This window comes from Erwinia sp. L03-1 (assembly GCF_058686115.1).
In genome coordinates, this window is the sequence record NZ_CM178762.1 from 4,793,552 (window position 1) to 4,817,194 (window position 23,643).

21 protein-coding genes are annotated in these 23,643 nt (G+C 56.2%); 16 read left to right on the plus strand and 5 right to left on the minus strand.

Annotation, left to right across the window (positions count from 1 at the left end; all coding sequences use genetic code 11):
- Positions 1 to 28: 28 nt before the first annotated feature.
- Genes AC4PCC_RS21975 through budA form a run of 3 tightly spaced genes read right to left on the minus strand, consistent with a single transcriptional unit; the run spans position 29 to position 3,304 of the window.
- Positions 29 to 802, minus strand: a complete 774-nt coding sequence (locus AC4PCC_RS21975) for a (S)-acetoin forming diacetyl reductase (RefSeq protein WP_067700675.1) — start codon at positions 800 to 802, stop codon at positions 29 to 31.
- A 20-nt stretch (positions 803 to 822) separates the two neighbouring features.
- Positions 823 to 2,502, minus strand: coding sequence for an acetolactate synthase AlsS (gene alsS, locus AC4PCC_RS21980; RefSeq protein WP_492125940.1), 1,680 nt, complete (start codon positions 2,500 to 2,502; stop codon positions 823 to 825).
- A gap of 19 nt (positions 2,503 to 2,521) precedes the next feature.
- Positions 2,522 to 3,304, minus strand: a complete 783-nt coding sequence (gene budA, locus AC4PCC_RS21985; RefSeq protein WP_492125941.1) for an acetolactate decarboxylase — start codon at positions 3,302 to 3,304, stop codon at positions 2,522 to 2,524.
- Positions 3,305 to 3,409: 105 nt separating this feature from the next.
- Here budA and AC4PCC_RS21990 point away from each other — a divergent pair, with 105 nt between their 5' ends.
- Positions 3,410 to 4,291 carry a LysR family transcriptional regulator gene (locus AC4PCC_RS21990; RefSeq protein WP_067700667.1) on the plus strand — a complete coding sequence of 294 codons (882 nt, stop codon included), beginning with the start codon at positions 3,410 to 3,412 and terminating at the stop codon, positions 4,289 to 4,291.
- Positions 4,292 to 4,322: 31 nt separating this feature from the next.
- Here AC4PCC_RS21990 and AC4PCC_RS21995 read toward each other — a convergent pair whose 3' ends face one another.
- Entirely contained in the window at positions 4,323 to 4,721 is a 399-nt protein-coding gene (locus AC4PCC_RS21995) for a YgiW/YdeI family stress tolerance OB fold protein (RefSeq protein ID WP_492125942.1), read from the minus strand.
- Positions 4,722 to 4,939: 218 nt separating this feature from the next.
- Between AC4PCC_RS21995 and qseB the strand changes: the two genes are divergently transcribed.
- Positions 4,940 to 5,602, plus strand: a complete 663-nt coding sequence (gene qseB, locus AC4PCC_RS22000; RefSeq protein WP_492125943.1) for a quorum sensing response regulator transcription factor QseB — start codon at positions 4,940 to 4,942, stop codon at positions 5,600 to 5,602.
- Entirely contained in the window at positions 5,599 to 6,945 is a 1,347-nt protein-coding gene (qseC, locus tag AC4PCC_RS22005; RefSeq protein ID WP_492125944.1) for a quorum sensing histidine kinase QseC, read from the plus strand. Before qseB ends, qseC begins: the two co-directional genes overlap by 4 nt.
- Positions 6,946 to 6,988: 43 nt before the next feature.
- On the opposite strand, the gene kup is transcribed toward qseC, so the two are convergent.
- A complete protein-coding gene (kup, locus tag AC4PCC_RS22010) occupies positions 6,989 to 8,857 on the minus strand; it encodes a low affinity potassium transporter Kup (protein WP_067700655.1) in 1,869 nt (622 codons plus the stop codon).
- A gap of 254 nt (positions 8,858 to 9,111) precedes the next feature.
- Here kup and ravA point away from each other — a divergent pair, with 254 nt between their 5' ends.
- The 13 genes from ravA (at position 9,112) to atpA (ending at position 23,629) form a co-directional block, all read left to right on the plus strand.
- On the plus strand, positions 9,112 to 10,608 hold the full coding sequence (gene ravA / locus AC4PCC_RS22015; RefSeq protein ID WP_492125945.1) for an ATPase RavA: 1,497 nt from the start codon (positions 9,112 to 9,114) through the stop codon (positions 10,606 to 10,608).
- A complete protein-coding gene (viaA, locus tag AC4PCC_RS22020; RefSeq protein ID WP_492125946.1) occupies positions 10,605 to 12,068 on the plus strand; it encodes an ATPase RavA stimulator ViaA in 1,464 nt (487 codons plus the stop codon). The genes ravA and viaA overlap by 4 nt, the downstream gene beginning before the upstream one ends.
- A gap of 104 nt (positions 12,069 to 12,172) precedes the next feature.
- Complete coding sequence (gene ovoA, locus AC4PCC_RS22025) at positions 12,173 to 14,296, plus strand: 5-histidylcysteine sulfoxide synthase (RefSeq protein ID WP_492127595.1); 2,124 nt, start codon at positions 12,173 to 12,175, stop codon at positions 14,294 to 14,296.
- 40 nt (positions 14,297 to 14,336) lie between these two features.
- The gene (gene asnC, locus AC4PCC_RS22030) at positions 14,337 to 14,816 is read left to right on the plus strand and encodes a transcriptional regulator AsnC (RefSeq protein ID WP_197473277.1); all 480 of its coding nucleotides are present in this window, start codon (positions 14,337 to 14,339) and stop codon (positions 14,814 to 14,816) included.
- Between the two features lie 171 nt (positions 14,817 to 14,987).
- Positions 14,988 to 15,431, plus strand: coding sequence for an FMN-binding protein MioC (gene mioC / locus AC4PCC_RS22035; RefSeq protein WP_492125947.1), 444 nt, complete (start codon positions 14,988 to 14,990; stop codon positions 15,429 to 15,431).
- Positions 15,432 to 15,887: 456 nt separating this feature from the next.
- Positions 15,888 to 17,777: a tRNA uridine-5-carboxymethylaminomethyl(34) synthesis enzyme MnmG gene (gene mnmG, locus AC4PCC_RS22040; RefSeq protein ID WP_492125948.1), complete on the plus strand. Its 1,890-nt coding sequence runs from the start codon at positions 15,888 to 15,890 to the stop codon at positions 17,775 to 17,777.
- Positions 17,778 to 17,864: 87 nt separating this feature from the next.
- Positions 17,865 to 18,494, plus strand: coding sequence for a 16S rRNA (guanine(527)-N(7))-methyltransferase RsmG (rsmG, locus tag AC4PCC_RS22045; protein WP_492125949.1), 630 nt, complete (start codon positions 17,865 to 17,867; stop codon positions 18,492 to 18,494).
- 845 nt (positions 18,495 to 19,339) lie between these two features.
- On the plus strand, positions 19,340 to 19,720 hold the full coding sequence (atpI, locus tag AC4PCC_RS22050) for a F0F1 ATP synthase subunit I (protein ID WP_067700634.1): 381 nt from the start codon (positions 19,340 to 19,342) through the stop codon (positions 19,718 to 19,720).
- An 8-nt stretch (positions 19,721 to 19,728) separates the two neighbouring features.
- On the plus strand, positions 19,729 to 20,547 hold the full coding sequence (atpB, locus tag AC4PCC_RS22055) for a F0F1 ATP synthase subunit A (RefSeq protein ID WP_067700631.1): 819 nt from the start codon (positions 19,729 to 19,731) through the stop codon (positions 20,545 to 20,547).
- A 50-nt stretch (positions 20,548 to 20,597) separates the two neighbouring features.
- Entirely contained in the window at positions 20,598 to 20,840 is a 243-nt protein-coding gene (gene atpE / locus AC4PCC_RS22060) for a F0F1 ATP synthase subunit C (protein WP_012443146.1), read from the plus strand.
- Between the two features lie 214 nt (positions 20,841 to 21,054).
- Entirely contained in the window at positions 21,055 to 21,525 is a 471-nt protein-coding gene (atpF, locus tag AC4PCC_RS22065; RefSeq protein ID WP_067700628.1) for a F0F1 ATP synthase subunit B, read from the plus strand.
- A gap of 14 nt (positions 21,526 to 21,539) precedes the next feature.
- Positions 21,540 to 22,073, plus strand: coding sequence for a F0F1 ATP synthase subunit delta (gene atpH, locus AC4PCC_RS22070; RefSeq protein ID WP_067700625.1), 534 nt, complete (start codon positions 21,540 to 21,542; stop codon positions 22,071 to 22,073).
- A gap of 14 nt (positions 22,074 to 22,087) precedes the next feature.
- Positions 22,088 to 23,629, plus strand: a complete 1,542-nt coding sequence (gene atpA / locus AC4PCC_RS22075) for a F0F1 ATP synthase subunit alpha (protein ID WP_067700622.1) — start codon at positions 22,088 to 22,090, stop codon at positions 23,627 to 23,629.
- Positions 23,630 to 23,643 lie beyond the last annotated feature (14 nt).

The window sequence follows — 23,643 nt, forward strand, 5'->3', positions numbered from 1 at the left end:
CCGACCGGAGCCGGTCTGCAATACAGGATTAATTAAAGACCATCCCGCCGTCGATCAGCAGTGACTGACCGGTCATATAGTCGGAATCAGGGCCGGCAAGGAAGGCTACGCAGGCTGACACGTCTTCCGGCTCAGAAAGGCGGCCCAGGGTGATGCGTTTGGCGAACTCTGCCGTGCCGTAGCCCGCTGGCTGGCCTGCGGCGGCGGAAACCTGACGATCGATCTCCTCCCACATTGGCGTTTTCACGATGCCCGGACAGTAGGCATTCACCGTAATTCCTAACGGTGCCAGATCGCGCGCGGCGGTCTGCGTCAGGCCGCGCACGGCGAATTTACTTGAGCTGTAAACCGCCAGCTCAGGGTTACCGACGTGGCCCGCCTGGGAACAGGCATTAATAATCTTGCCGCCGTGGCCTTCAGCCTTAAAGGCTTTGATGGCCGCCTGCATGCCCCAGATCACGCCTTTAACGTTGATGTTATAAACTTTATCGACCGTCTCTTCGGTGATCTCTTCGATTGGCGTGGTCGGTGCGACACCGGCGTTATTGACGATGACGTCAAAACCGCCCAGCTCTTTACGCGCCTGCTCGACGGCAGCAAAGACCCGATCGCGATTCGATACGTCTACCGTCACGGCTAAAGCTTTGCCGCCGGCACTGACGATTTCATCCGCAACCTGACCTGCCGTCTGGCTGTTATAATCCGCTACCGCAACGGCGAAGCCGTCTTTTGCCAGGCGCAGGGCAATGGCTTTACCAATACCCTGACCGCCGCCGGTCACCAATGCTACTTTGGTTTTCATACCTTCTCCTTAAACGTGTGTTACAGAATCTGGCTCAGATGCAGTTGACCCATCAGCATCGGATTATCAGCATAGTCTACTGGCACGGCGACCACAGCAGGTCCCTGCACATCCATCGCTTTTCGCAGCGTCGGTTCCAGCTCGGCCGCGCTGTTTACCGTGAAGCCGGCGGCGCCAAACGCCTCGGCATAGACTTTGAAATCAACCGGACCGAATTTCACGCCTGATACGCGGTGATATTTCTTCTCTTCCTGCATCGCCACCATGTTGTAGGCCTCATCCACCCAGATAATGTGCAGAATATTGGCACCGAGCCTGACCGCCGTTTCCAGCTCCATGCTGGACTGTAAGAAGCCGCCATCGCCGGAGACGGAAACCACCTTACGGCTCGGATCCACCAGCCAGGCGCCAATTGCCCACGGTAGCGCCACGCCCATCGTTTGCTGACCGTTAGAGATCATGATCTGACGCGCGCGGAAGCTGTAAAGGTAACGGGCGATCCAGATATGAAAGCTGCCCATATCCACGGTGAGGGTCACGTCGCTGTTAATGATGTCCTGCATGGCCCGCACGATACGCAGCGGATGCAGAGCAAACTGGTTAAGGCTCTGGCCCTGGAGCGACAGAAGCTGGCGCTGCTGCTGACGATCCTGGAGCACGGAGGCGGCCTGTTCGCTGAGCTGCAGCGGCGCGGTAATTTTATCCGCCAGCTTATCGAGGGTGGAGGCAATATCCCCGACCAGCTCGACATCCGGCAGATAGCAGTTGTCCGTATCGGCGGGCAGAACATCAATATGCACCAGCGTGGCGTTGCCGCTGTTCCACATCGCAGGTTCATACTCAACCGGGCTGTAGCCGATGGTGATAATCAGATCGGCCTGGCGCAGCAGGCGATCGCCCGCCTGGTTATTAAACAGGCCAACCCGGCCAGCGAAGCGGGAGAAGTGCTCCTGCCTGACGGCGCCGGCGGCCTGATAGGTACTGGTCACCGGGATATGGCTGCTGGCAAGCAGGCGGTGCAGCGCATCGCTGTTGGCGGCCTGGCTGGCCATCAGGCCCAGCAGCAGCACGGGGTTTTTCGCGCTGGCGATGTGCTTCGCCACTTCATCAATGGCGGAGTCCGGTGCCGAGCCCAGAACCACATGGCCTTTACAGAGCAGCGGGTAGCCTTTGGCGGGCTGATCGACAATATCCTGCGGCAGGCTGACAAATGACCCACCCCCGCGGCCGTGTTCCGCATAGCGGAAGGCGTTGGAAAGCACTTCAGCCAGGGCATTTGAATCAGTCACTTCCGCCGCGAATTTGGTGATCGGACGGAACATCGACACGGTATCCATACTCTGATGGACCTGCTTCGCGCTGTCGGCGCGCTTAACTGCGCCGCCCAGCGCCACGACCGGATCGCCCTCGCTGGTGGCGGTCGCCATACCGGTGATCAGATTTGAACAGCCCGGCCCTGAGGTGACCAGCGCCACGCCCGCGTTGCCGGTGAGTCTGCCCACCGCAGCGGCCATAAAGGCCGCGTTGGCTTCGTGACGAACCGGAATAGTTTGGATGGTTGAGTCCACCAGCGAGTCAAAGACCTTATCGATTTTTGCGCCCGGAATGCCGAAAACCTGCTTTACGCCCTGCGCTTCAAGCTGCGCCACGACCAGATCGGCACCGTGCTGCCATACCGGAGTCTCGGTTGGATTTTTCATCATAGCTCCTAAAAAGGGTTTAGCTCTCAACAGAGCGAATAGCGGAATCCAGATTTTCAGGATTCAGATCGGCCTTGAGAAAATCGCTGTCGTGGGGCAGATCGATAACCAGCTTGCTGATTTCACCGAAGGTCAGTACGCCCTCTTCCAGCTGATAGTCCAGCAGGTGTCCGCCGCCCTGACGATTGTCGGTAATAAAGTGTTCGTGATAGCCCGCCACGTTAATGCCCTGCATGTATTGCGGGGTGCGAAAACCAATCACCACACCGCGACGATCGGTGAAGTGAAACGTGGGCTGCTGGCCAAGCACTTCCGGCATGGAACGATAAGGCCGATGCTGGCAGGGAACCGTGCGCGTCTGCGCCGAGGTGAAAAGGCCGTCAATGCGCAGCGCGCAGAACTGGTTATCGGAGGTAACCTGCTCATTAATAATCTGATGAACAGCTTCACGACTGGCCGGGCCGTTCAGCACGTGACGATACTGCGGATTGAAAAACGTCATCACGGCAAACGGCGTTTTCTGCTGCGGATCGGCCGAGGTTGCGCTACCGTCGGATCGCAGCTGGTAAACTTCTTTGTCGAAGGCGATCAGCTCGCCGTCGAGCTGATTAAAGGTGCCGAGGCCAAAATCGCCTTTACGTAGCAGGTCGGCAACGGTGGTGGTGCCATCGTAAACGCCACTGAGCAGCGCACTCATCAAAGAGGTCTGATAGATAACGCTTTCTGGTTTATGTTGCCGTAACGCACTGACGGTAGACGCCAGCTGTTGTTCGCACATACAGTCGGTTACAGAATGTTTCATCACGCCCCTCAGGATCTAAACAGTTAAGATTTGTTAACTGAATATTGACTCGATTCAGTCGGGGATACCAATATAGAAAAGCCACTACTTTGAGACGAATTTAATATGGAACTTCGCCATCTGCGTTATTTCGTGGCGGTTGCACAAACGCGCCACTTTACGCGCGCCGCCGAAATGCTGGGAATTTCTCAGCCGCCGCTCAGCCAGCAGATCCTCAGGCTGGAGCGGGAAATAGGTACGCCGCTGCTGAAAAGGCTGACGCGTGGGGTCGAGCTAACGGAAACGGGAGAGGCCTTTTATCAGGATGCCTGTCAGATCCTGGAACTGACCGGGCTGGCGCTGGAAAAGGCCAGGGGGATTGCGCGCGGCATTAGCGGAGAGCTGTCACTGGGGTTTGCCAGTTCCGTCGCCTTTCATTCTGCCGTCTTTACCCTGATCCGACGGTTTCAGGACCGCTATCCGGATATGACCCTGCTGTCGCGTGAGCAGAACATGTCCGCGCTGATGCACGATTTACAGGAAGGGTTATTGGATGCGGCGATCGTGCGTCTGCCCTGCGAAAGCAGTAAGGCATTTAACCTGAAGGTGATCGCCACTGAACAGATGCGGGTGGTGCTGCCCGAAGGACATGCCCTGGGCGGCGAGCCGTGCCTGTCGCTGGCCCAGCTGGCGGATGAACCGCTGATTGTCTTCCCGCGTGAGGTGTCGCCCAGCCTGTATGAGATGGTGATTGCGGCCTGCCTGCGCGCGGGTTTCCAGCCGAAACCAGGCCAGCAGTCACCGCAGATATTACCGGCCATTGGCATGGTCGCCGCCGGGTTTGGCTTTACCATCGTGCCCGCTTCACTGTGCTGTATCAGCTATCCGGGCGTCACGTTTCATCAGATCGATGACGCCACGCTCAATACCGATATTGCGCTGGCGTGGCGCCGTTTTGACCGCTCACCGGCGGTCCTGCATCTGGTCGCGATGCTCACGGCGGAGTAATGTCCGCACGTTTCTCACCTGCGCCCTGGGATCAGCCCTGCACCTTACTGATGTGCTTCACGTCCAGCTCCAGGGTGCCGTGATCTTTATCGACTTTGCCCCGCAGCTCTACGTTGTCGGCGGGCGTGACGCTTTGCCCCTGCCAGCGTTTGTGGTCAATCTCGACCGTCATCGTGCCGGTTGCGTCGCGAAACAGATACTCGTTATCACCCACGCGTTTTTCAATATGCCCACGCAGGGTCACCCAGGCATCATCTTTCATCTCCAGCGCCTGTTTCACCGTGGCCTGAGTGCCGTCAGGGCCGCTGAATCCGCCCTGTTGTACGGCAGCCGCCGGCGCATTTGGGTCAACAAAGCCGCCGCTGTGGGCCGCGAGTACCGGCGTGGATACCAGGGCAGCAATAGCAAATAATGCAGCGCTCTTTTTCATCGTATTCTCCTGTATTCCCTTGAGGCACGGTAGTTTTTACCGCGCAGACTGTGGTCTTCAGAAAGGATTACACCACAGCGTTCTTAACAGGATCTTAAGAGGGCGGCTGCGGTGAATTTTTTTCATTAAGTGGGGCAATATCCACGAAAAGCGCCGAACGTCCTGTACAACACGCCACGCTGTTACGTATAAATCCTTAACGATATAAGGAATCCGCCATGCGTATTTTAGTGATTGAAGACGATCGCCTGATTGGCGACGGCATCAAAGCCGGCCTGCACAAGCTGGGCTTCAGCGTGGACTGGTTTACCGATGGCAGCGAGGGGCAGTCTGCGCTGCTGGGCGCACCCTATGATGCGGTGGTGCTGGATCTGAGCCTGCCGGGCATGGACGGGCTGACGATCCTGCGCCAGTGGCGTCAGCAGGGCCAGGATATCCCCGTGCTGATCCTGACGGCCAGGGATGCGCTGGAACAGCGGGTCGCCGGCCTTCAGCAGGGTGCCGACGACTACCTCTGCAAGCCTTTTGCGCTGAGTGAGGTCGCCGCACGGTTACAGGCGCTGATCCGCCGCCGCCACGGTCAGTTACAGCCTGTCCTTAACCACGGACCGGTGTCGATGGAGCCTCACTCTCACCGCGTCACCCACAACGGCGAACCTCTGACGCTTAAGTCCCGCGAGCTGGCGCTGCTTGAGCTGTTTATGATGAACCCGTCCAGGGTACTGACGCGCGCGCAGCTGGAGGAGAAGCTGTACAGCTGGGATGAGGAAATCTCCAGCAACGCCGTTGAGGTGCATATTCATCACCTGCGTAAAAAGCTCGGCAGCCAGTTTATCCGTACGGTACACGGCGTAGGCTATACGCTGGGAGGCTCAGCATGAGCCAGCTCAGCCTGCGCCTGCGCCTGATGCTGGGGTTTATTCTGCTCACGCTAATCTGCTGGGGCGTGGCCAGCGCAGGATCCTGGTGGCAGACGCAGGATAAAATCAACGAGCTGTTTGATACGCAGCAGATGCTGTTTGCTAAGCGGCTGGCGGCGATGGATCCTGCTCAGCTGACCCAGCAACCGCTGACGCTGCCGAAAACCAAAAAGCTGCTTCGCCACCATCGCGGAGAACAGGATGATGATGTGCTGGCCTTTGCGGTATTTACCCGCGACGGCAGGATGGTGATTAATGACGGCGATAACGGCAGAGATTTTCGCTTTCAGCCGTCGCGCAACGGCTTTAGCAACGGCAAATTAAAGGGCGACGACGATCTGTGGCGACTGGTCAGCCTTCCCACGGCGGACAATCAGTTTGTGGTGATGGTCGGCCAGCAGTGGGAATACCGCCATGATATGACCCGCGATATCGTCCAGGCGAATCTGATCCCCTGGCTGGTGGCGCTGCCGGTCATGCTGCTGCTGCTGCTGTGGCTGGTTACGCACGAACTGGCCCCGCTGAAACGAATCACCCGGCAGCTTCGCCTGCGCGCACCCGCGGATGAGACGCCGCTGGTTGAGCCTCGTGTGCCTCAGGAGGTGCGCCCGCTGCTGGATGAGCTGAACGCGCTTTTCGTCCGCATCGGCGAGATGCTTCAGCGCGAACGCCGCTTTACCTCCGATGCCGCCCATGAACTGAGGAGCCCGCTCGCCGCATTAAAGGTGCAAACCGAAGTGGCGCAGCTGGCGCATGACGATCTCGCCGTACGACACCATGCCCTGAAAAACCTGGATGCCGGTATCGATCGGGCCACCAGACTGGTTGATCAGCTGCTTACTCTGTCGCGGCTCGACAGCGATGAAACGCTGCAAACAGAGCCGATCAATCTGCAACAGCTCCTGCAACAGGCGGTGATCGACCATTACGCTGCGGCTCAGGATGCAGGGGTGGAGATAATGCTGGATGCGCCTGATTCACCGGTGATGAGGGCGGGTAACCCGCTGCTGCTTGCCCTGCTGGTACGCAACCTGCTGGATAACGCGATCCGCTACAGCGAGCCGGGCGGCAGCATCAGACTGGCGCTTTCCGCCCGGGGTCTGAAGGTGGTGGACAATGGGCCGGGCGTCAGCAGCACGGCACTGTCGCGCATTGGCGAACGTTTTTTTCGGCCACCGGGGCAGGAGAAATCGGGGAGTGGGCTTGGCCTGTCAATCGTCAGCCATATTGCCCGCCAGCACGGTATGCAGGCGAGCTTCGGTAACCGCCCGGAAGGCGGCTTTGCGGCGGAAATCGGCTGGTAATCTGAGGTAGCGGGGCCAGGCCTTATGCCCGTCCCCTCTGTTATCAGATCTCGACCTGGGTACCCAGTTCAATAACCCGGTTGGGCGGGATCTCAAACTGGTCGGGCGCGCGCAGCGCATTCCTCTGTAGCGCCAGAAACAGCTTGCCGCGCAGCCGCAGATACCAGGGCCGCTTGCCAATAATCAGCGACTCATGCGACATAAAGAACGACGTCTCCATCATTCTGCAACTCAGCCCCTCAAGGCCGCAGCGGTGAAAAATCTCTTCCACATTGGGCGTTTCACGCCAGCCGTAGCTGGCCACCACGCGCCAGAAGGTGGGAGAAAGCTGTTCGATCGTTACGCGCTTCACGTTATGCACGTAGGGCGCATCGACATTTCGCATCGTCAGCAGCACCACCCGCTCGTGCAACACCTTGTTATGCTTGAGATTATGCAACATAGCAAAGGGAATGACGTTCAGCGCACGCGACATATAAACGGCGGTACCCGGCACGCGTACCGGTGGGGATTTTTCCAGCGAGGTAATCATCGCCTCAAGGGAGTTACCGTGCTCGTGCATACGCCGCAGCAGGCGGAAGCGCTCGCTTTTCCACGTTGTCATCACAATAAACATCACCAGCGCCAGGCACAGCGGCAGCCAGCCGCCGGAGAACACTTTGATCAGGTTTGCGGAAAACAGCGACACGTCGATGCACAACATACCCACCAGCAGCGTCAGCACCAGATAGCGGTTCCAGTGCCAGTTCTTAATCGCCACCACGGAACAGAGTATGGCGGTCAGCACCATGGTGCCGGTCACGGCAATACCGTAGGCCGCCGCAAGGTTGCTTGAGTGCTGGAAGCCGAGAATGACAATCACGACCGCAAAATAGAGGATCCAGTTAATCACCGGGATGTAGATCTGGCCGGACTCCTCTTCTGAGGTATGCACGATACGCATCGGCGGCAGATAGCCCAGCCGCACGGCCTGCCGGGTCAGGGAGAAGACGCCGGAAATCACCGCCTGAGAGGCGATAACGGTCGCCAGCGTTGCCAGCACCAGCATCGGATAGAGCGCCCAGTCGGGTGCCAGCAGGAAAAACGGGTTCTTGATCGCCTCAGGATGTTTGAGCAGCAGCGCGCCCTGACCAAAGTAGTTGAGCACCAGCGACGGCAACACCACCACGAACCAGGCCAGTCGGATCGGCAGCTTGCCGAAATGGCCCATATCCGCGTACAGCGCTTCCACGCCGGTGATGGCCAGCACGACGGCACCCAGCGCAAAGAAGGAGACCGTTTTGTACTCCATAAAAAAGTGCACTGCCCAGTAAGGGTTCAGAGCGTGGAGCACGTCCGGGTTTTCCTTGATACTGAGCGCGCCAATTACCGCCAGTACCAGGAACCACACCAGCATCACCGGGGCAAAGAGTTTGCCGACCATACCGGTGCCGTGTTTCTGAATGACAAAAAGCAGGGTCAGGACGGCAATGGCCATCGGTACAATCCAGGTGTCCAGATTTGGCGCAGCGATTTCCAGCCCTTCAATGGCAGACAGCACCGATACCGCCGGGGTAATCACCACCTCACCGTAGAAGAAGCTGCCGCCGATCAGTCCCATGATCACCAGTATCGCCGTGGCTTTCGACCCGGTATTGCGGCCCGCCAGCGACATCAGGGTCAGGATCCCCCCTTCGCCCGCGTTATCGGCCCGCATCACGTAGCTGATATATTTCAGCGACACCACCAGCACCAGCAGCCAGAAAATCAGAGAGAGAAAGCCAAACACCGCATCGCGTTCCACCCCAAAGCCAAACTGGCCGGAAAGGCATTCACGCAGGGTATACAGGGGGCTGGTGCCGATATCGCCATACACCACGCCTATTGCCGCCAGGGTGACGGCACTCAGGGACTGCTTCTTTTCAGAACTCATAGAGTCATCTTTTGTTGGGGCCGAGGGTCGCTCAATCTTGCGCCGCTTATCTGGCCATCAAAAAGCGCACAGTATGCATGATTCATCATGAATGCCTACCTTAATTACGCAACAGGACGTCACTTCAATGGCCTGGGTCACCCTTTGAAAAGAAAAAAGCTGACGCGTATCAACTCTTTCAAGCATCATAGCCAGTAGTGTATGCGCTCGCCAGTCACCGTGCTGGCAAGACCGTAGAAAAGGATAAATGTTTGATGCCTCAGCCCCATCTCCTCGCCGAAAGGATTGGCCGCCTTAGTAATGCGTTAGAAAAAGGACTTTATGAGCGGCACCATGCCATTCGCCTCTGCCTGCTGGCAGCGCTGTGCGGCGAGAGCGTGTTTCTGCTTGGGCCGCCCGGCATCGCCAAGAGCCTGATTGCCCGCCGTCTGAAATATGCGTTTCAGCACTCGCGCGCGTTTGAGTATCTGATGACCCGCTTCTCCACGCCGGAAGAGGTTTTTGGTCCACTCTCCATCCAGGCGCTGAAAGATGAAGGCCGCTATCAGCGCTTAACTAAGGGCTATCTGCCCGATGCCGAAATCGTCTTTCTTGATGAGATTTGGAAAGCTGGCCCGGCGATCCTCAATACGCTTCTGACCGCCATCAATGAACGACGCTTTCGCAACGGCGACTGCGAAGAAAAGATCCCGATGCGCCTGCTGGTGACCGCCTCAAACGAACTCCCTGAAGCCGACAGCGGCCTGGAAGCGCTATACGACCGTATGCTTATCCGGCTGTGGCTGGACAACGTTCATGAAAAGCAGAACTTCCGCAGCATGCTGACCCACCAGCAGGACGAAAACAGCAATCCGGTGGCAGAGAGTCTCTGCATCAGCGATGAAGAGTACATCGCGTGGCAAAAGGGCATTACCGAGGTTTCGCTGCCCGATGAGATATTTGAACTGATTTTTCAGCTGCGACAGCAGCTGGAGAAGCAGCCCGAAGCACCCTATATTTCCGATCGCCGCTGGAAAAAAGCGCTTCATCTGTTGCAGGCCAGTGCCTTTTACAGCGGACGGCAGAGCATTGCCCCCGTCGATCTCATTCTTCTGAAAGACTGCCTGTGGCACGACGTTGCCTCAATGAAACTTCTTGACCGTGAGATAGACAATCTGATCGTTCAGCAGGCCTGGCAGCAGCAGTCCATGCTCTTTAAGCTACAGCAAATAGAGTCGCGCCGTCTGGCGTTACAGCAGGAAAAGAGCATTGAGCAGGCTATCCGGCTGGAAAAACACGGCGGCATGTTTAGCCGTAAGCCCCATTACGAACTGCCTGCCAGCCTGGCGGAAGACACCCTGACGCTGATGCTGCAAAAACCGCTGATGCTGCATGATATGCAGGTCACCCACGTTGTTATCGCCCGTGAAACGCTGCACAACTGGCTGCTCAAGGGCGGCGACGTGCGCGGCAAGCTTAACGGCATCGGGTTTGCCCAGACGCTGGATCTGCACATTGAGGCTAACGACTGCCTGACCCTGCGCGACGTCAGCCTACAGGTATCGCGTTTAATGCTGCCCTGCAAAGACCGACCCAGCGGCCTGCCGGAAGAGATCACCCAGGCGCTGGACGATCTGGAAACCGAGCTGCGCATGCAGAGAACGCGCTTCAGCCAGCATCACCGCTGTCTGTTTATCAGCGATGACTGGCTGGCCCGTATCGAAGAGAGCCTGCAGCAGGTTGCCGACGGTCTGAAGCAGGCGCGCCGGTGATCTCGCTCGACACCCTGAGCCTGTTCTTTTCCATCAACGGAAACGATCTGATTGAGGATCTGCTGGTCGCACTGATGGCCAGCCCGCAGCTGGTGCTGTTTTTCGAAGCCTTTCCCGGGCTGAAAAAGGCGCTGCTACAGGATTTACCCCGCAGAAAGGCAGAAATCCTTGAACAGCTTAAAAACAGTACCGTGCCGGACGATCTGGCCGAAGAGTTTACCCGCTTTCAGCACGTTCAGAGCCTCAGCCATGCCGATTTCTGCCGGCAGCTGCCCGATCTGCTGCACTATCTGACAGAACATCACTCCCCTTTTAGTGAAAAAGCCCAGGCGCTGGTGGATAACGCCGGAGCGGGCTATGCCCTGAGCTCGCCTCAGCACCAGCTGTTTATTCAGCGCTGGCGACTGAGCCTGACGCTGCAAACCCTGACGCTGAACCAGCAGGTCCTTGAGCAGGAGCGGGAGCGGCTGATGGCGGAGCTACAGCAGCGCATGGCTATGAGTGGTCAGCTCGCCCCGGTGCTGTCAGATAGCGACGAAGCGGCGGCGGGTCGCCTGTGGGATCTGACCCGCGCCCCCCTCCAGCGCGGCGACTATCAGCTGATCGTCGACTACGGCGACTTTCTGGCCGGGCAGCCGATGCTGCTCAGGCTGGCAGAACAGCTGGGCCGCAGCCGTGATGCCAAATCGGTGCCGACGCAGGATGCCCCTCCCGAGGCGTTTCACCAGTGGGTCAGAGAGCCAGAAAGCGTACCGGAGGAGGTAAACGGGCTGCACCAGAGCGATGATATTCTCAGGCTGCTGCCGCCGGAGCTGGCGACGCTTGGCATCAGTGAAATTGAAATGGAGTTTTACCGTCGGCTGGTGGAAAAGCGCCTGCTGACCTACCGGCTACAGGGTGAAACCTGGCATGGTAAAGTGACCCAGCGACCGGCCAGCCACCAGCATCACGACGAGCAGCCCAGAGGGCCTTTTATCGTCTGCGTAGATACCTCCGGCTCCATGGGCGGCTTTAACGAGCGCTGCGCCAAGGCTTTCTGTCTGGCGCTTCTTAAGGTGGCCCTCGCCGATAACCGCCGCTGCTATATCATGCTTTTTGCCCACGAAGTGGTGAGCTATGAGCTGACCGCCGCAGACGGGATTGCCCAGGCAATCCGCTTTCTCAGCCAGCGCTTTCGCGGCGGGACGGATCTCACCGCCTGTCTTGACGAGGTACTTATCCGGCTGGCGACCCCTTTATGGATCGATGCCGATGCGGTGATTATCTCTGATTTCATCGCTCAGCGCCTGCCGGAAGAGCTGGTCAAACGCATCCGCCACCACCAGCGGCAGCAGCAACAGCGGTTTCACGCCGTTGCGCTGTCCGATCATGGAAAACCGGGCATCATGCGTATCTTCGACCATATCTGGCGCTTCGACACCGGGCTGAAAAGCCGCCTGCTGAGGCGCTGGGGGCGCTAACCCTTGCTCAGATAAAATGTGGCACTGCTTATTTGCTATAGTCATAGCTTCGCTTTAGCCAACCGGCGCACCAGGAGCTTAATGTGGCATTACACCAGCCAGAGATGATTTCGGCATTACCCGCCCCCACCCGTACGCTACTGCTAAACGGCGGCAGCGCTGAACAGAAACGTCAGGAACTTCTCACTTACTTTACGCAGACCTGGACGCTGTATGAGAGCCTGTTTGAGTGCCTGGCTAACGAACAGGCTTACTACACCCGTGCCATCACGCTGCGGCACCCGCTGATCTTCTATTTCGGTCATACCGCCACCTTCTATATCAATAAGCTGATGGCGGGTGGCCTGATCGACAGCCGCGTTGACGAGCAGATCGAAGCAATGATGGCGATCGGCGTCGATGAGATGAGCTGGGATGACCTGGACACGGGCCACTATCAGTGGCCGTCCGTCTCGGGGCTGCGCGACTATCGCAACCGGGTCCGCACGCTGGTTGAAAACCTGATTAACGAGATGCCGCTCACGCTGCCGATAGGCTGGGACAGCCCGGCGTGGATTATCCTGATGGGGATTGAGCACGAGCGCATCCACCTGGAAACCTCCAGCGTACTGATCCGCCAGCTACCCATTGGGGAGGTAAAACCGCAGTCAAACTGGCCGATCTGCCCGGATGCACGCCAACAGCGCGCCGACGTGCCACAAAACCGCCTGCTGGACGTCGCGGGTGGGCAGGTTGTGCAGGGAAAAACCGATGAGACCTACGGCTGGGACAATGAATATGGCCGTCTGGTCAGCGACCTCGCCCCGTTCAAAGCCAGCCAGATGCTCACCAGCAATGCCGAGTATTTTGAATTCGTCGCCGACGGCGGCTATCAGGATAACCGCTGGTGGGACGAAGAGGGTTCCGGCTGGCGGGATTTTGCCCGCGCCTCTATGCCCACCTTCTGGCGGGGATCGCCCGACCAGCCCGGGAGCCTTACCCTGCGCCTGATGACCGAAGAGGTGGCGATGCCGTGGGACTGGCCGGCAGAAGTCAACCAGCTGGAGGCTGCCGCCTTCTGCCGCTGGAAAGCGGAGAAAACCGGTCTGCCCGTCCAGCTTCCCAGCGAGGCCGAATGGCTGCTGCTGCGCGAAAGCGTACCCGGCGACCAGCCTGACTGGGTGGAGGCACCGGGCAATATCAACCTTGCCTGGTGGGCATCATCCTGTCCGGTCGACCGTTTTCCTCAGGGGAATTTCTACGATCTGTTAGGGAACGTCTGGCAGTGGACCACCACGCCGATCAACGGCCTGGACGGCTTTAAGGTGCATCCGCTTTATGATGATTTCTCCACCCCCACCTTTGATGGCAAGCATGCCCTGATCAAGGGCGGCAGCTGGATCTCCACCGGCAACGAGGCGCTTAAGTCCGCCCGCTATGCTTTCCGCCGCCACTTTTTCCAGCATGCGGGTTTCCGTTACGTCGTCTCCACGCATCAGGAGAAAGACGTGGTTAACCCTTACGAAACCGACGGCATGGTCTCTCAGTATCTGGATTTTCAGTACGGTCCGGCCTGTTTCGGCACGGAGAACTACAGTAAAACGCTGGTCGATATCGCCTGTCGCCTGACTGACAGGCGCGGCAGCGCGCTGGATATCGGCTGCGCCACCGGTCGCGCCAGCTTTGAACTTGCCCGCCACTTTGATAGCGTAACGGGCATGGACTACTCGGCGCGCTTTATCGACGTGGCGCTGCAGCTGGCACGCGGTGAGACGTTCCGCTACGCCATTCAGGAGGAAGGGGATTTGGTCGCTCTGCGCCAGGTTAACCTCAGCGAGTCCGGCCTGGATGGGGAACAAGCCGGGCGTGTCCACTTTGTGCAGGGCGACGCCTGTAACCTGAAGCCGCAGCCGGACCGCTACGACCTGGTGCTGGCCTCAAACCTTATCGATCGCTTGCGCCAGCCCGCCCGCTTTCTGCATGATATTACGCAGACGCTACGGCAGGGCGGCGTGCTGATGATCTCCTCCCCCTATACGTGGCTGGAGAGCTTCACACCGAAAGAGAACTGGCTGGGGGGCATCCGTGAGAACGGTGAGGCATTAACGACCTATCAGGCGCTTTCGCGGCTGCTGGCCGCCGATTTCGAAGAGATCGCCGCCCCACAGGATGTGCCTTTTGTTATCCGCGAGACGGCGCGTAAATATCAGCATACCGTTGCGCAGCTAACGGTATGGCGTAAGCGCTAATCCCTGTAACGGGTGCCGCCCGGCACCCGTCTTTATCATGATGAATAACGGAGCCTGCGTGGCTGAAAACCTACAAATTGATAACCTGGATCGTGGGATCCTCACGGCCCTGATGGCCAACGCCCGCACGGCCTATGCCGAGCTGGCCAAGCAGTTTGCCGTCAGTCCGGGCACGATCCACGTTCGCGTTGAGAAAATGAAACAGGCGGGGATCATCAAAGGGACGCGGGTGGAAATCGACCCCAAACACCTGGGTTATGATGTCTGCTGCTTTATCGGCATCATCCTGAAAAGCGCCAGAGACTATCCGTCCGCGCTGGCAAAGCTTGATATGCTGGATGAGGTGGTTGAGGCCTACTACACCACCGGGCACTACAGCATCTTTATCAAGGTGATGTGTCGCTCCATTGATGCCCTCCAGCAGGTGCTGATCAACAAGATCCAGACCATTGATGAAATTCAGTCCACGGAAACGCTTATCTCTCTGCAAAACCCCATCATGCGTACCATTACCCCCTAAGCTGTGTACTAAACTGTCCACAATTGCCTGCGTGCCGGGCCTGTCCTGACAGGCCGCTGCGTGGCGCGGATCACCCCAGACACAACAGCGTAATAACCCCAATTATCCACAGGTAGATCCCACGTTGATCACAGCGTACAATGTTCGCCTTTGCGATACAGGGATCCCGTTATGGCTGATGTTACCTTAATCACCGGAAGTACCTTAGGCAGCGCAGAATATGTCGCTGAGCATCTGGCTGAGAAGCTGGAAGAAGAGGGTATTACAACCGAAATTCTCCACGGCCCCGAGCTGGATGAGCTTGCCCTGTCCGGAATCTGGCTGGTGATCAGTTCGACCCATGGCGCGGGCGATCTCCCGGACAATCTTCAGCCGCTGTTTGATGAACTCACAGAGAAGAAGCCGGATCTCAGTGCGGTTCGCTATGGCGCCATTGGTATCGGCAACCGTGAATACGATCTGTTCTGCGGTGCCATCGAAAAAATGGACCAGTTACTGACCGACTGTGGGGCAAAACGGCTGGGCGATCGTCTGGATATAGATGTACAGGAACATGAGATCCCCGAAGATCCCGCAGAAGCCTGGTTAACCGGCTGGAAAACGCTGATCGGCTAACGATCCTGACCGTCGATCAACATTTTCGATCGACGTTTAGGCAAAAAACGCGGGAAGTTTTGTAAATTATGCCCGTTTTTGCTCAATTAACTGGCGGTCAGCTGTGGATAACTATGCTCATTTCACGGTAATAACCGGTTATTATCCCAGTAACAACCTGGCACCTTGCCGGAGCCTGTGCATAACATGGCATTTAGATCCCAGCTTATACGCCGCAGGATCACCGATCGTTCACAGCAAAGGATCGTGCATAAATCCCTGATCGCTATGGGTAAAAAAGGCTTATCCACAGAGATCGTCGATCCTAATAGAAGATCTAATAAAGAGATCTCTAAATAAAAAGATCTTCTTTTTAATTACCTGTCAGGCCATGCGCTTTCGCCATCGCCTAAAGTTGAGTAGAATCCTCACCCCAGACAGCAATCACTCAATCGCACAACCGCGAGGTCCAGTACCATGTTCTATCCAGATCCTTTTGACGTCATCGTAATCGGTGGTGGTCATGCGGGCACCGAAGCCGCTATGGCGGCTGCCCGAATGGGTCAGCAAACCCTGTTATTAACCCATAACATTGATACGCTTGGACAAATGTCCTGCAATCCGGCGATCGGTGGCATCGGGAAAGGACATCTGGTGAAGGAAGTGGACGCCCTTGGCGGTCTGATGGCCCATGCGATCGACCAGGCTGGTATCCAGTTTAGGATACTAAACGCCAGCAAAGGGCCGGCGGTACGGGCAACCCGTGCCCAGGCCGACCGCGTGCTTTACCGTCAGGCAGTACGAACCGCTCTGGAGAATCAGCCAAACCTGATGATCTTCCAGCAGGCGGTTGACGATCTGATCGTGGAGAACGATCGCGTCGTCGGTGCTGTGACCCAGATGGGCCTGAAGTTCCGCGCAAAAGCGGTGGTACTGACCGTAGGCACCTTCCTGGATGGCAAGATCCATATCGGGCTGGATAACTACAGCGGCGGTCGTGCTGGCGATCCGCCTTCGATCCCTCTGGCGCGCCGGTTGCGTGAGCTTCCCCTGCGCGTTAGCCGTCTTAAAACCGGTACGCCTCCACGCATTGATGCCAGAACTATTGATTTCAGCGTGCTGGCAGCGCAGCACGGTGATACGCCCATGCCGGTATTTTCGTTTATGGGGAATGCGTCACAGCATCCTCAGCAGGTGCCCTGCTACATCACCTATACCAACGAAAAAACGCATGACGTCATCCGTAATAACCTGGATCGCAGCCCGATGTACTCAGGGGTGATCGAAGGGATTGGACCACGCTACTGCCCTTCCATTGAAGATAAGGTGATGCGCTTCGCCGATCGCAATGCGCACCAGATCTTCCTGGAGCCGGAAGGACTGACCAGCAATGAGATTTACCCCAACGGTATCTCTACCAGCCTGCCGTTTGACGTGCAGATGCAGATCGTCCGCTCCATGCAGGGGCTGGAAAACGCGAAGATCGTGCGCCCGGGCTATGCGATTGAGTATGACTTCTTCGATCCCCGCGATTTGAAACCGTCGCTGGAAAGCAAATTTATTCATGGCCTGTTCTTTGCCGGCCAGATTAACGGCACCACCGGTTATGAAGAAGCGGCAGCTCAGGGCCTGCTGGCCGGTCTGAACGCCGGACGCTTCTCTGCGGATAAAGAGAGCTGGGCTCCCCGTCGCGATCAGGCTTACCTGGGCGTACTGGTGGACGACCTCTGCACCCTGGGAACGAAAGAACCCTACCGTATGTTCACCTCACGCGCGGAGTATCGTCTGATGCTGCGTGAAGACAACGCGGATCTGCGTCTGACCGAAGCGGGCCGCGAGCTGGGTCTGGTCGACGATGCCCGCTGGGCGCGTTTCAATCAGAAGCTGGAAAGCATCGAGAAAGAGCGCCAGCGCCTGCGTGATATCTGGGTTCATCCGGCGTCGGCCTGCGTTGAGGAAGTGAACGGCGTACTGAGTGCGGCTCTGACCAAAGAGGCTAGCGGCGAAGATCTGCTGCGCCGCCCGGAAATGACCTACGCGCAGCTAATGACCCTGAGCACCTTTGCGCCCGCGCTGGACGACGACCAGGCAGCCGATCAGGTTGAAATCCAGGTCAAGTATGAAGGCTATATCGCCCGTCAGCAGGAGGAGATCGATCGCCAGCTGCGAAATGAAAATACCGCGCTGCCAGCCGGGCTGGACTACCAGCAGGTAAGTGGCCTTTCAAACGAGGTGATCGCCAAGCTGAACGATCACAAGCCGGGATCCATCGGTCAGGCCACGCGCATCTCGGGGATCACCCCAGCGGCGATATCCATTCTGCTGATCTACCTGAAAAAACAGGGATTACTGCGCAAAAGCGCCTGATTCACCGGACGGAACCTGCTTCCGTCCGCCTGTTTTTGTCGTAATAAACCAGGGCGACGCGTTCGCCCGCCTATTTTGGGCCCTTTCGTGATAAACAAACTTTCTTCGCTGCTCAGCGCGGCCAACATCTTCCTTTCCGATCGGCAGAAGCAACAGCTGGTGGACTATGTTGAGATGCTTAACCGCTGGAATAAGGCCTATAACCTGACGTCGGTTCGCGATCCGCAGGAGATGCTGGTACGGCATATTATGGACAGCATCGTGGTTGAACCGCATTTGCAGGGTCAGCGATTTATCGACGTCGGCACCGGGCCGGGGCTGCCAGGCGTACCGCTGGCGATTGTCCGTCCCGATGCGCACTTCACCCTGTTAGACAGCCTGGGTAAGCGTATACGCTTCCTTAAGCAGGTGCAGCATGAGCTTAAGCTCGACAATATTACGCCGGTGCAAAGCCGGGTTGAAGATTTCCCTGCCGAGCCGCCGTTTGATGGCGTGATCAGCCGGGCCTTCGCCTCTATGAATGATATGCTGACCTGGTGCCACCATCTGCCGGGCGAAAATGGCCTGTTTTACGCCCTGAAAGGCACCGTTCCGCAGGACGAAATCGCCGCATTACCTGAAGGGTTTACTCTTAGGAAGGTAGTAAAACTCACGGTGCCCCAGCTTGAGGGTGAACGTCATTTAATTATGGTGACCGGGTCAGAGAAGCACCCATAATCGTCGCTTATTTGCGCATTTTTGCCGCCCCTGCGGCAAAGATTTTGCGCTACATAACCCTCAATAATAGCCTGGATGCCGAGTAGCCTTACAAACACTAAGTGCTTTATATCACTCAAATTTAGTTACATTGAGTGACTACAGGGGCAGGACATCCAGTCGTGATAGAACCGATCTGAAAGACGCTGTTTGAAAAAACGGCTCTTGAGTGCTTTTCTTTATCACTTTTTTATTCGGTGAATTGTTTCATCCAGGTTAAAACGGAGCACTTTAGTGCTGTGAATTACTTTGTTACATTTAACGTTAATTTCACATCTCATTATCATGAATATCACGTTGAGTAGGGGGAATGCTTAACGCGATAGTCACGGATGTAAATATATTCCTTTTATAAGTCCACAAGAGCAATGGATTCCGTACAAATCCTGCGTGGCACAACCTTGTATTAAACACAAAGCAACCCAAATAACGGCCTTTGTTAACGTGAATTTTGCCAGTTGGTTGAAATGTAATGTTATTTATATTTTTGTATGCCCAAAACCAGGATTATTCCTGCCTGATTTAGCGGCAGTTAATTGCTGATATGTGATCTCACGCACGCTTTATAACCACTATTGCGACCTGAAGGTGAAGAATTTACACCGAAATGACGATCTGCGCAGATTACTAAAATGGGCCTCTGGAAAGAAATTTAAATAATTGTTCACCTTTTCGCTACTTATCCATTGAAATCGCAGGGGCGCACCGTATAATTTGCACGTTTTTTGCTGCTTGACTCAAAAGAGCAAAGGCAGTTTTATACGACACGCGACATACCCCGGATGGGGCAGGAGAGTTTCAGCGTCATGTCAGTGTCCCTTTACAGAGTAAAATTTGCCCGAACCGTGCTGCTTCTTCAGCTGGTGACCTTTGTCATAATCGGTGCGCTGTTTGCCCTGAAAGATCTGACATGGGGCTTGTCCGCGCTTTTTGGTGGGCTGGCAGCCTGGCTGCCGAACGTAGTGTTTATGATTTTTGCCTGGCGCCATCGGGCAGGCGATCCCGTCAAGGGGCGAGTGGCCTGGAGCTTCGCATTAGGTGAAGTGCTGAAGGTTCTCTCAACCATTCTCCTGCTGGTCGTGGCGCTGGCGGTGTTTGGGGCGGTCTTTATGCCGCTCGGACTGGCCTGGTTATCGGTGGTGATTGTGCAAATCGTCGCACCGGCTGTAATTAACAACAAAGGGTAAGAGGCATCATGGCTGCAGGAGAAATCTCTACGCCGCAGGAATACATAGGTCATCATCTGAATAACCTTCAGCTTGACCTGCGTACCTTCGAGCTAGTGAATCCACACGACGCACCGGCGACGTTCTGGGTATTGAATATCGACTCCATGTTTTTCTCTGTGGCACTGGGGATTATTTTCCTGGTGCTGTTTCGCAAAGTGGCGAAGTCAGCCACCAGCGGCGTACCGGGAAAAATGCAGGCCGCGATTGAGCTGGTTATAGGCTTTGTCGACGCCAACGTCCGTGACATGTACCACGGTAAAAGTAAACTTATCGCTCCGCTGGCATTAACGATTTTCGTCTGGGTCTTCCTGATGAACTTCATGGACCTGCTGCCTATCGATCTGCTGCCCTGGATTGGCGAGCATGTTCTTGGGCTGCCAGCGCTGCGTGTGGTGCCTTCTGCAGACGTGAACATCACGCTCTCTATGGCGCTTGGCGTATTTATTTTGATTCTGTTCTACAGCATCAAGATGAAAGGCATTGGGGGCTTTACCAAAGAGCTGACTCTGCAACCCTTCAATCACCCCATTTTCATTCCGATCAACCTGATCCTTGAAGGTGTGAGCCTGCTGTCCAAACCGGTTTCTCTCGGTCTGCGACTGTTCGGCAACATGTATGCGGGTGAATTGATTTTTATCCTGATTGCCGGTCTGTTGCCGTGGTGGTCACAGTGGATTCTGAATGTGCCCTGGGCCATTTTCCACATCCTGATCATCTCGTTGCAGGCTTTCATTTTCATGGTCTTAACGATTGTCTATCTGTCGATGGCATCTGAAGAACATTGATACTTTTCTTAACACTACTGCGTTTTAACTGAAACAAACTGGAGACTGTCATGGAAAACCTGAATATGGATCTGCTGTACATGGCTGCCGCTGTGATGATGGGCTTAGCGGCAATCGGTGCTGCGATCGGTATCGGCATCCTCGGAGGCAAATTCCTGGAAGGCGCCGCGCGCCAACCGGATCTAATCCCTCTGCTGCGTACGCAGTTCTTTGTTGTAATGGGTCTGGTGGATGCAATCCCGATGATCGCTGTTGGTCTGGGTCTGTACGTGATGTTCGCCGTCGCGAAGTAACCGAGTACTCATCACAGGGCCTGGCCCTTGATGAGTGGGTTTAACAGATTGCTCTACTGATACCCAAAGACGTCAAGTTGTAGCAAGGCAGCTACCCGGTGAACCTCCAGGCGCTTACTTAAGTCAGTGACTGGAGTGAGAAAGGACCGCTAACGCAGCTACAGCTTGAACGAAAAGGGTAGAAGAAAGTTAACTTAACAAGAGGCATTGTGCTGTGAACATTAACGCAACAATCCTCGGCCAGGCCATCGCGTTTATCCTGTTTGTCCTGTTCTGCATGAAGTACGTATGGCCGCCGCTGATGGCTGCTATCGAAAAGCGCCAGAAAGAAGTTGCCGAAGGCCTTGCTTCCGCTGAACGTGCCAAAAAAGATTTGGATCTCGCGCAGGCTAATGCGACCGACCAGCTGAAGAAAGCGAAAGAAGAAGCTCAGGTAATCATCGAACAGGCTAATAAGCGTCGTTCGCAGATCCTGGACGAAGTCAAAGCTGAGGCTGAGCAGGAACGTAACAAGATCGTCACCCAGGCGCAGGCTGAAATTGACGCCGAACGCAAACGTGCACGTGAAGAGTTGCGCAGGCAAGTCGCGATGCTGGCAGTAGCCGGTGCCGAGAAAATCATTGAACGTTCCGTGGATGAAGCTGCTAACAGCGACATCGTTGATAAACTGGTCGCTGAACTGTAAGGAGGGAGGGGCTGATGTCTGAATTTACTACTGTAGCTCGCCCCTACGCCAAAGCAGCTTTTGACTATGCTGTTGAGCATCAAAGTGTCGATGGTTGGCAGCAGATGCTGGCGTTCGCTACCGAGGTAGCCAGCAATGAACAGGTAGCAGAACTTCTCTCCGGCGCGCTTGCGCCGGAATCGTTGTCTGCACAGTTCATCGCTATCTGCGGCTCACAGCTGGACGAAGCCGGTCAGAACCTGATTAAGGTCATGGCTGAAAACAAACGTTTACCTGCGCTTCCCGATGTACTGGCTCAGTTTATCCAGCTACGTGCCGCACATGATGCGACCGCAGACGTTGAGGTAATCTCATCCATGACATTGAGTGACGAACAGCTGACCAACATCAGCGCCGCTATGGAAAAACGTTTGTCACGCAAAGTTAAGCTGAATTGCAAAATTGATAAGTCTGTAATGGCGGGCGTAATCATCCGTGCGGGTGATATGGTCATCGATGGCAGCGTACGCGGCCGTCTTGAGCGTCTTTCAGACGCCTTGCAGTCTTAAGGGGACTGGAGCATATGCAACTGAATTCCACCGAAATCAGCGAACTGATCAAGCAGCGCATTGCTCAGTTCAATGTAGTGAGCGAAGCTCACAATGAAGGTACTATTGTTACCGTTAGTGACGGTATCATCCGCATAAACGGCCTGGCCGATGTTATGCAGGGTGAGATGATCGCACTGCCGGGCAACCGTTATGCAATCGCACTGAACCTGGAGCGCGACTCCGTAGGTGCAGTGGTCATGGGCCCTTACGCTGACCTTGCCGAAGGCATGAAAGTTAAGTGTACTGGCCGTATTCTTGAAGTCCCGGTGGGTCGTGGTCTGTTAGGCCGCGTGGTAAACACCCTGGGTGCACCAATCGACGGTAAAGGCGCGATCGACAACGATGGCTTCTCGCCAATCGAAGTGATTGCACCTGGCGTTATCGACAGGCAGTCGGTTGACCAGCCTGTACAGACCGGCTACAAGTCAGTCGATGCGATGATTCCAATCGGTCGTGGCCAGCGTGAGCTGATCATCGGCGACCGTCAGACCGGTAAAACCGCGATGGCGATTGATGCGATCATCAACCAGCGCGATTCCGGCATCAAGTGCGTGTACGTCGCTATCGGTCAGAAAGCGTCTACCATCGCTAACGTGGTACGTAAGCTGGAAGAGCATAACGCGCTGGCTAACACCATCGTGGTAGTGGCGACTGCTTCTGAGTCTGCCGCGCTGCAGTATCTGGCACCTTACGCCGGTTGCGCCATGGGCGAATACTTCCGTGACCGCGGTGAAGATGCGCTGATCGTTTATGACGATCTGTCCAAACAGGCCGTCGCGTACCGTCAGGTTTCTCTGCTGCTGCGTCGTCCACCGGGCCGTGAAGCCTTCCCTGGCGACGTGTTCTACCTCCACTCCCGTCTTCTGGAGCGTGCTTCCCGCGTAAGCGCCGACTATGTTGAGCGTTTTACTAACGGTGAAGTGAAAGGTAAAACCGGCTCCCTGACTGCGCTACCAATTATCGAAACCCAGGCGGGTGACGTTTCTGCGTTCGTTCCAACCAACGTAATCTCGATTACCGATGGTCAGATCTTCCTGGAAACTAACCTGTTTAACTCCGGTATTCGTCCGGCTGTTAACCCAGGTATTTCGGTATCTCGTGTGGGCGGTGCTGCTCAGACCAAGATCATCAAGAAACTGTCCGGTGGTATTCGTACCGCGCTGGCACAGTATCGTGAACTGGCAGCGTTCTCTCAGTTCGCTTCCGATCTGGACGAAGCAACCCGCAAACAGCTGAGCCACGGTCAGAAAGTGACCGAGCTGCTGAAACAGAAACAGTATGCGCCGATGTCCGTAGCGCAGCAGGGTCTGGTGCTGTTTGCCGCCGAGCGTGGCTTCCTGAATGACGTCGAACTGGCGAAAATCGGTAGCTTCGAAGCGTCACTGCTGGCGTTCGCCGATCGCGATCACGCTGAGCTGATGGCTGAAATCAACCAGGCGGGTAACTACAACGGCGAAATCGAAGAGAAGCTGAAAGGCCTCCTCGAGACGTTCAAGAAAACCCAGTCCTGGTAATGTCTGGCGGCTTG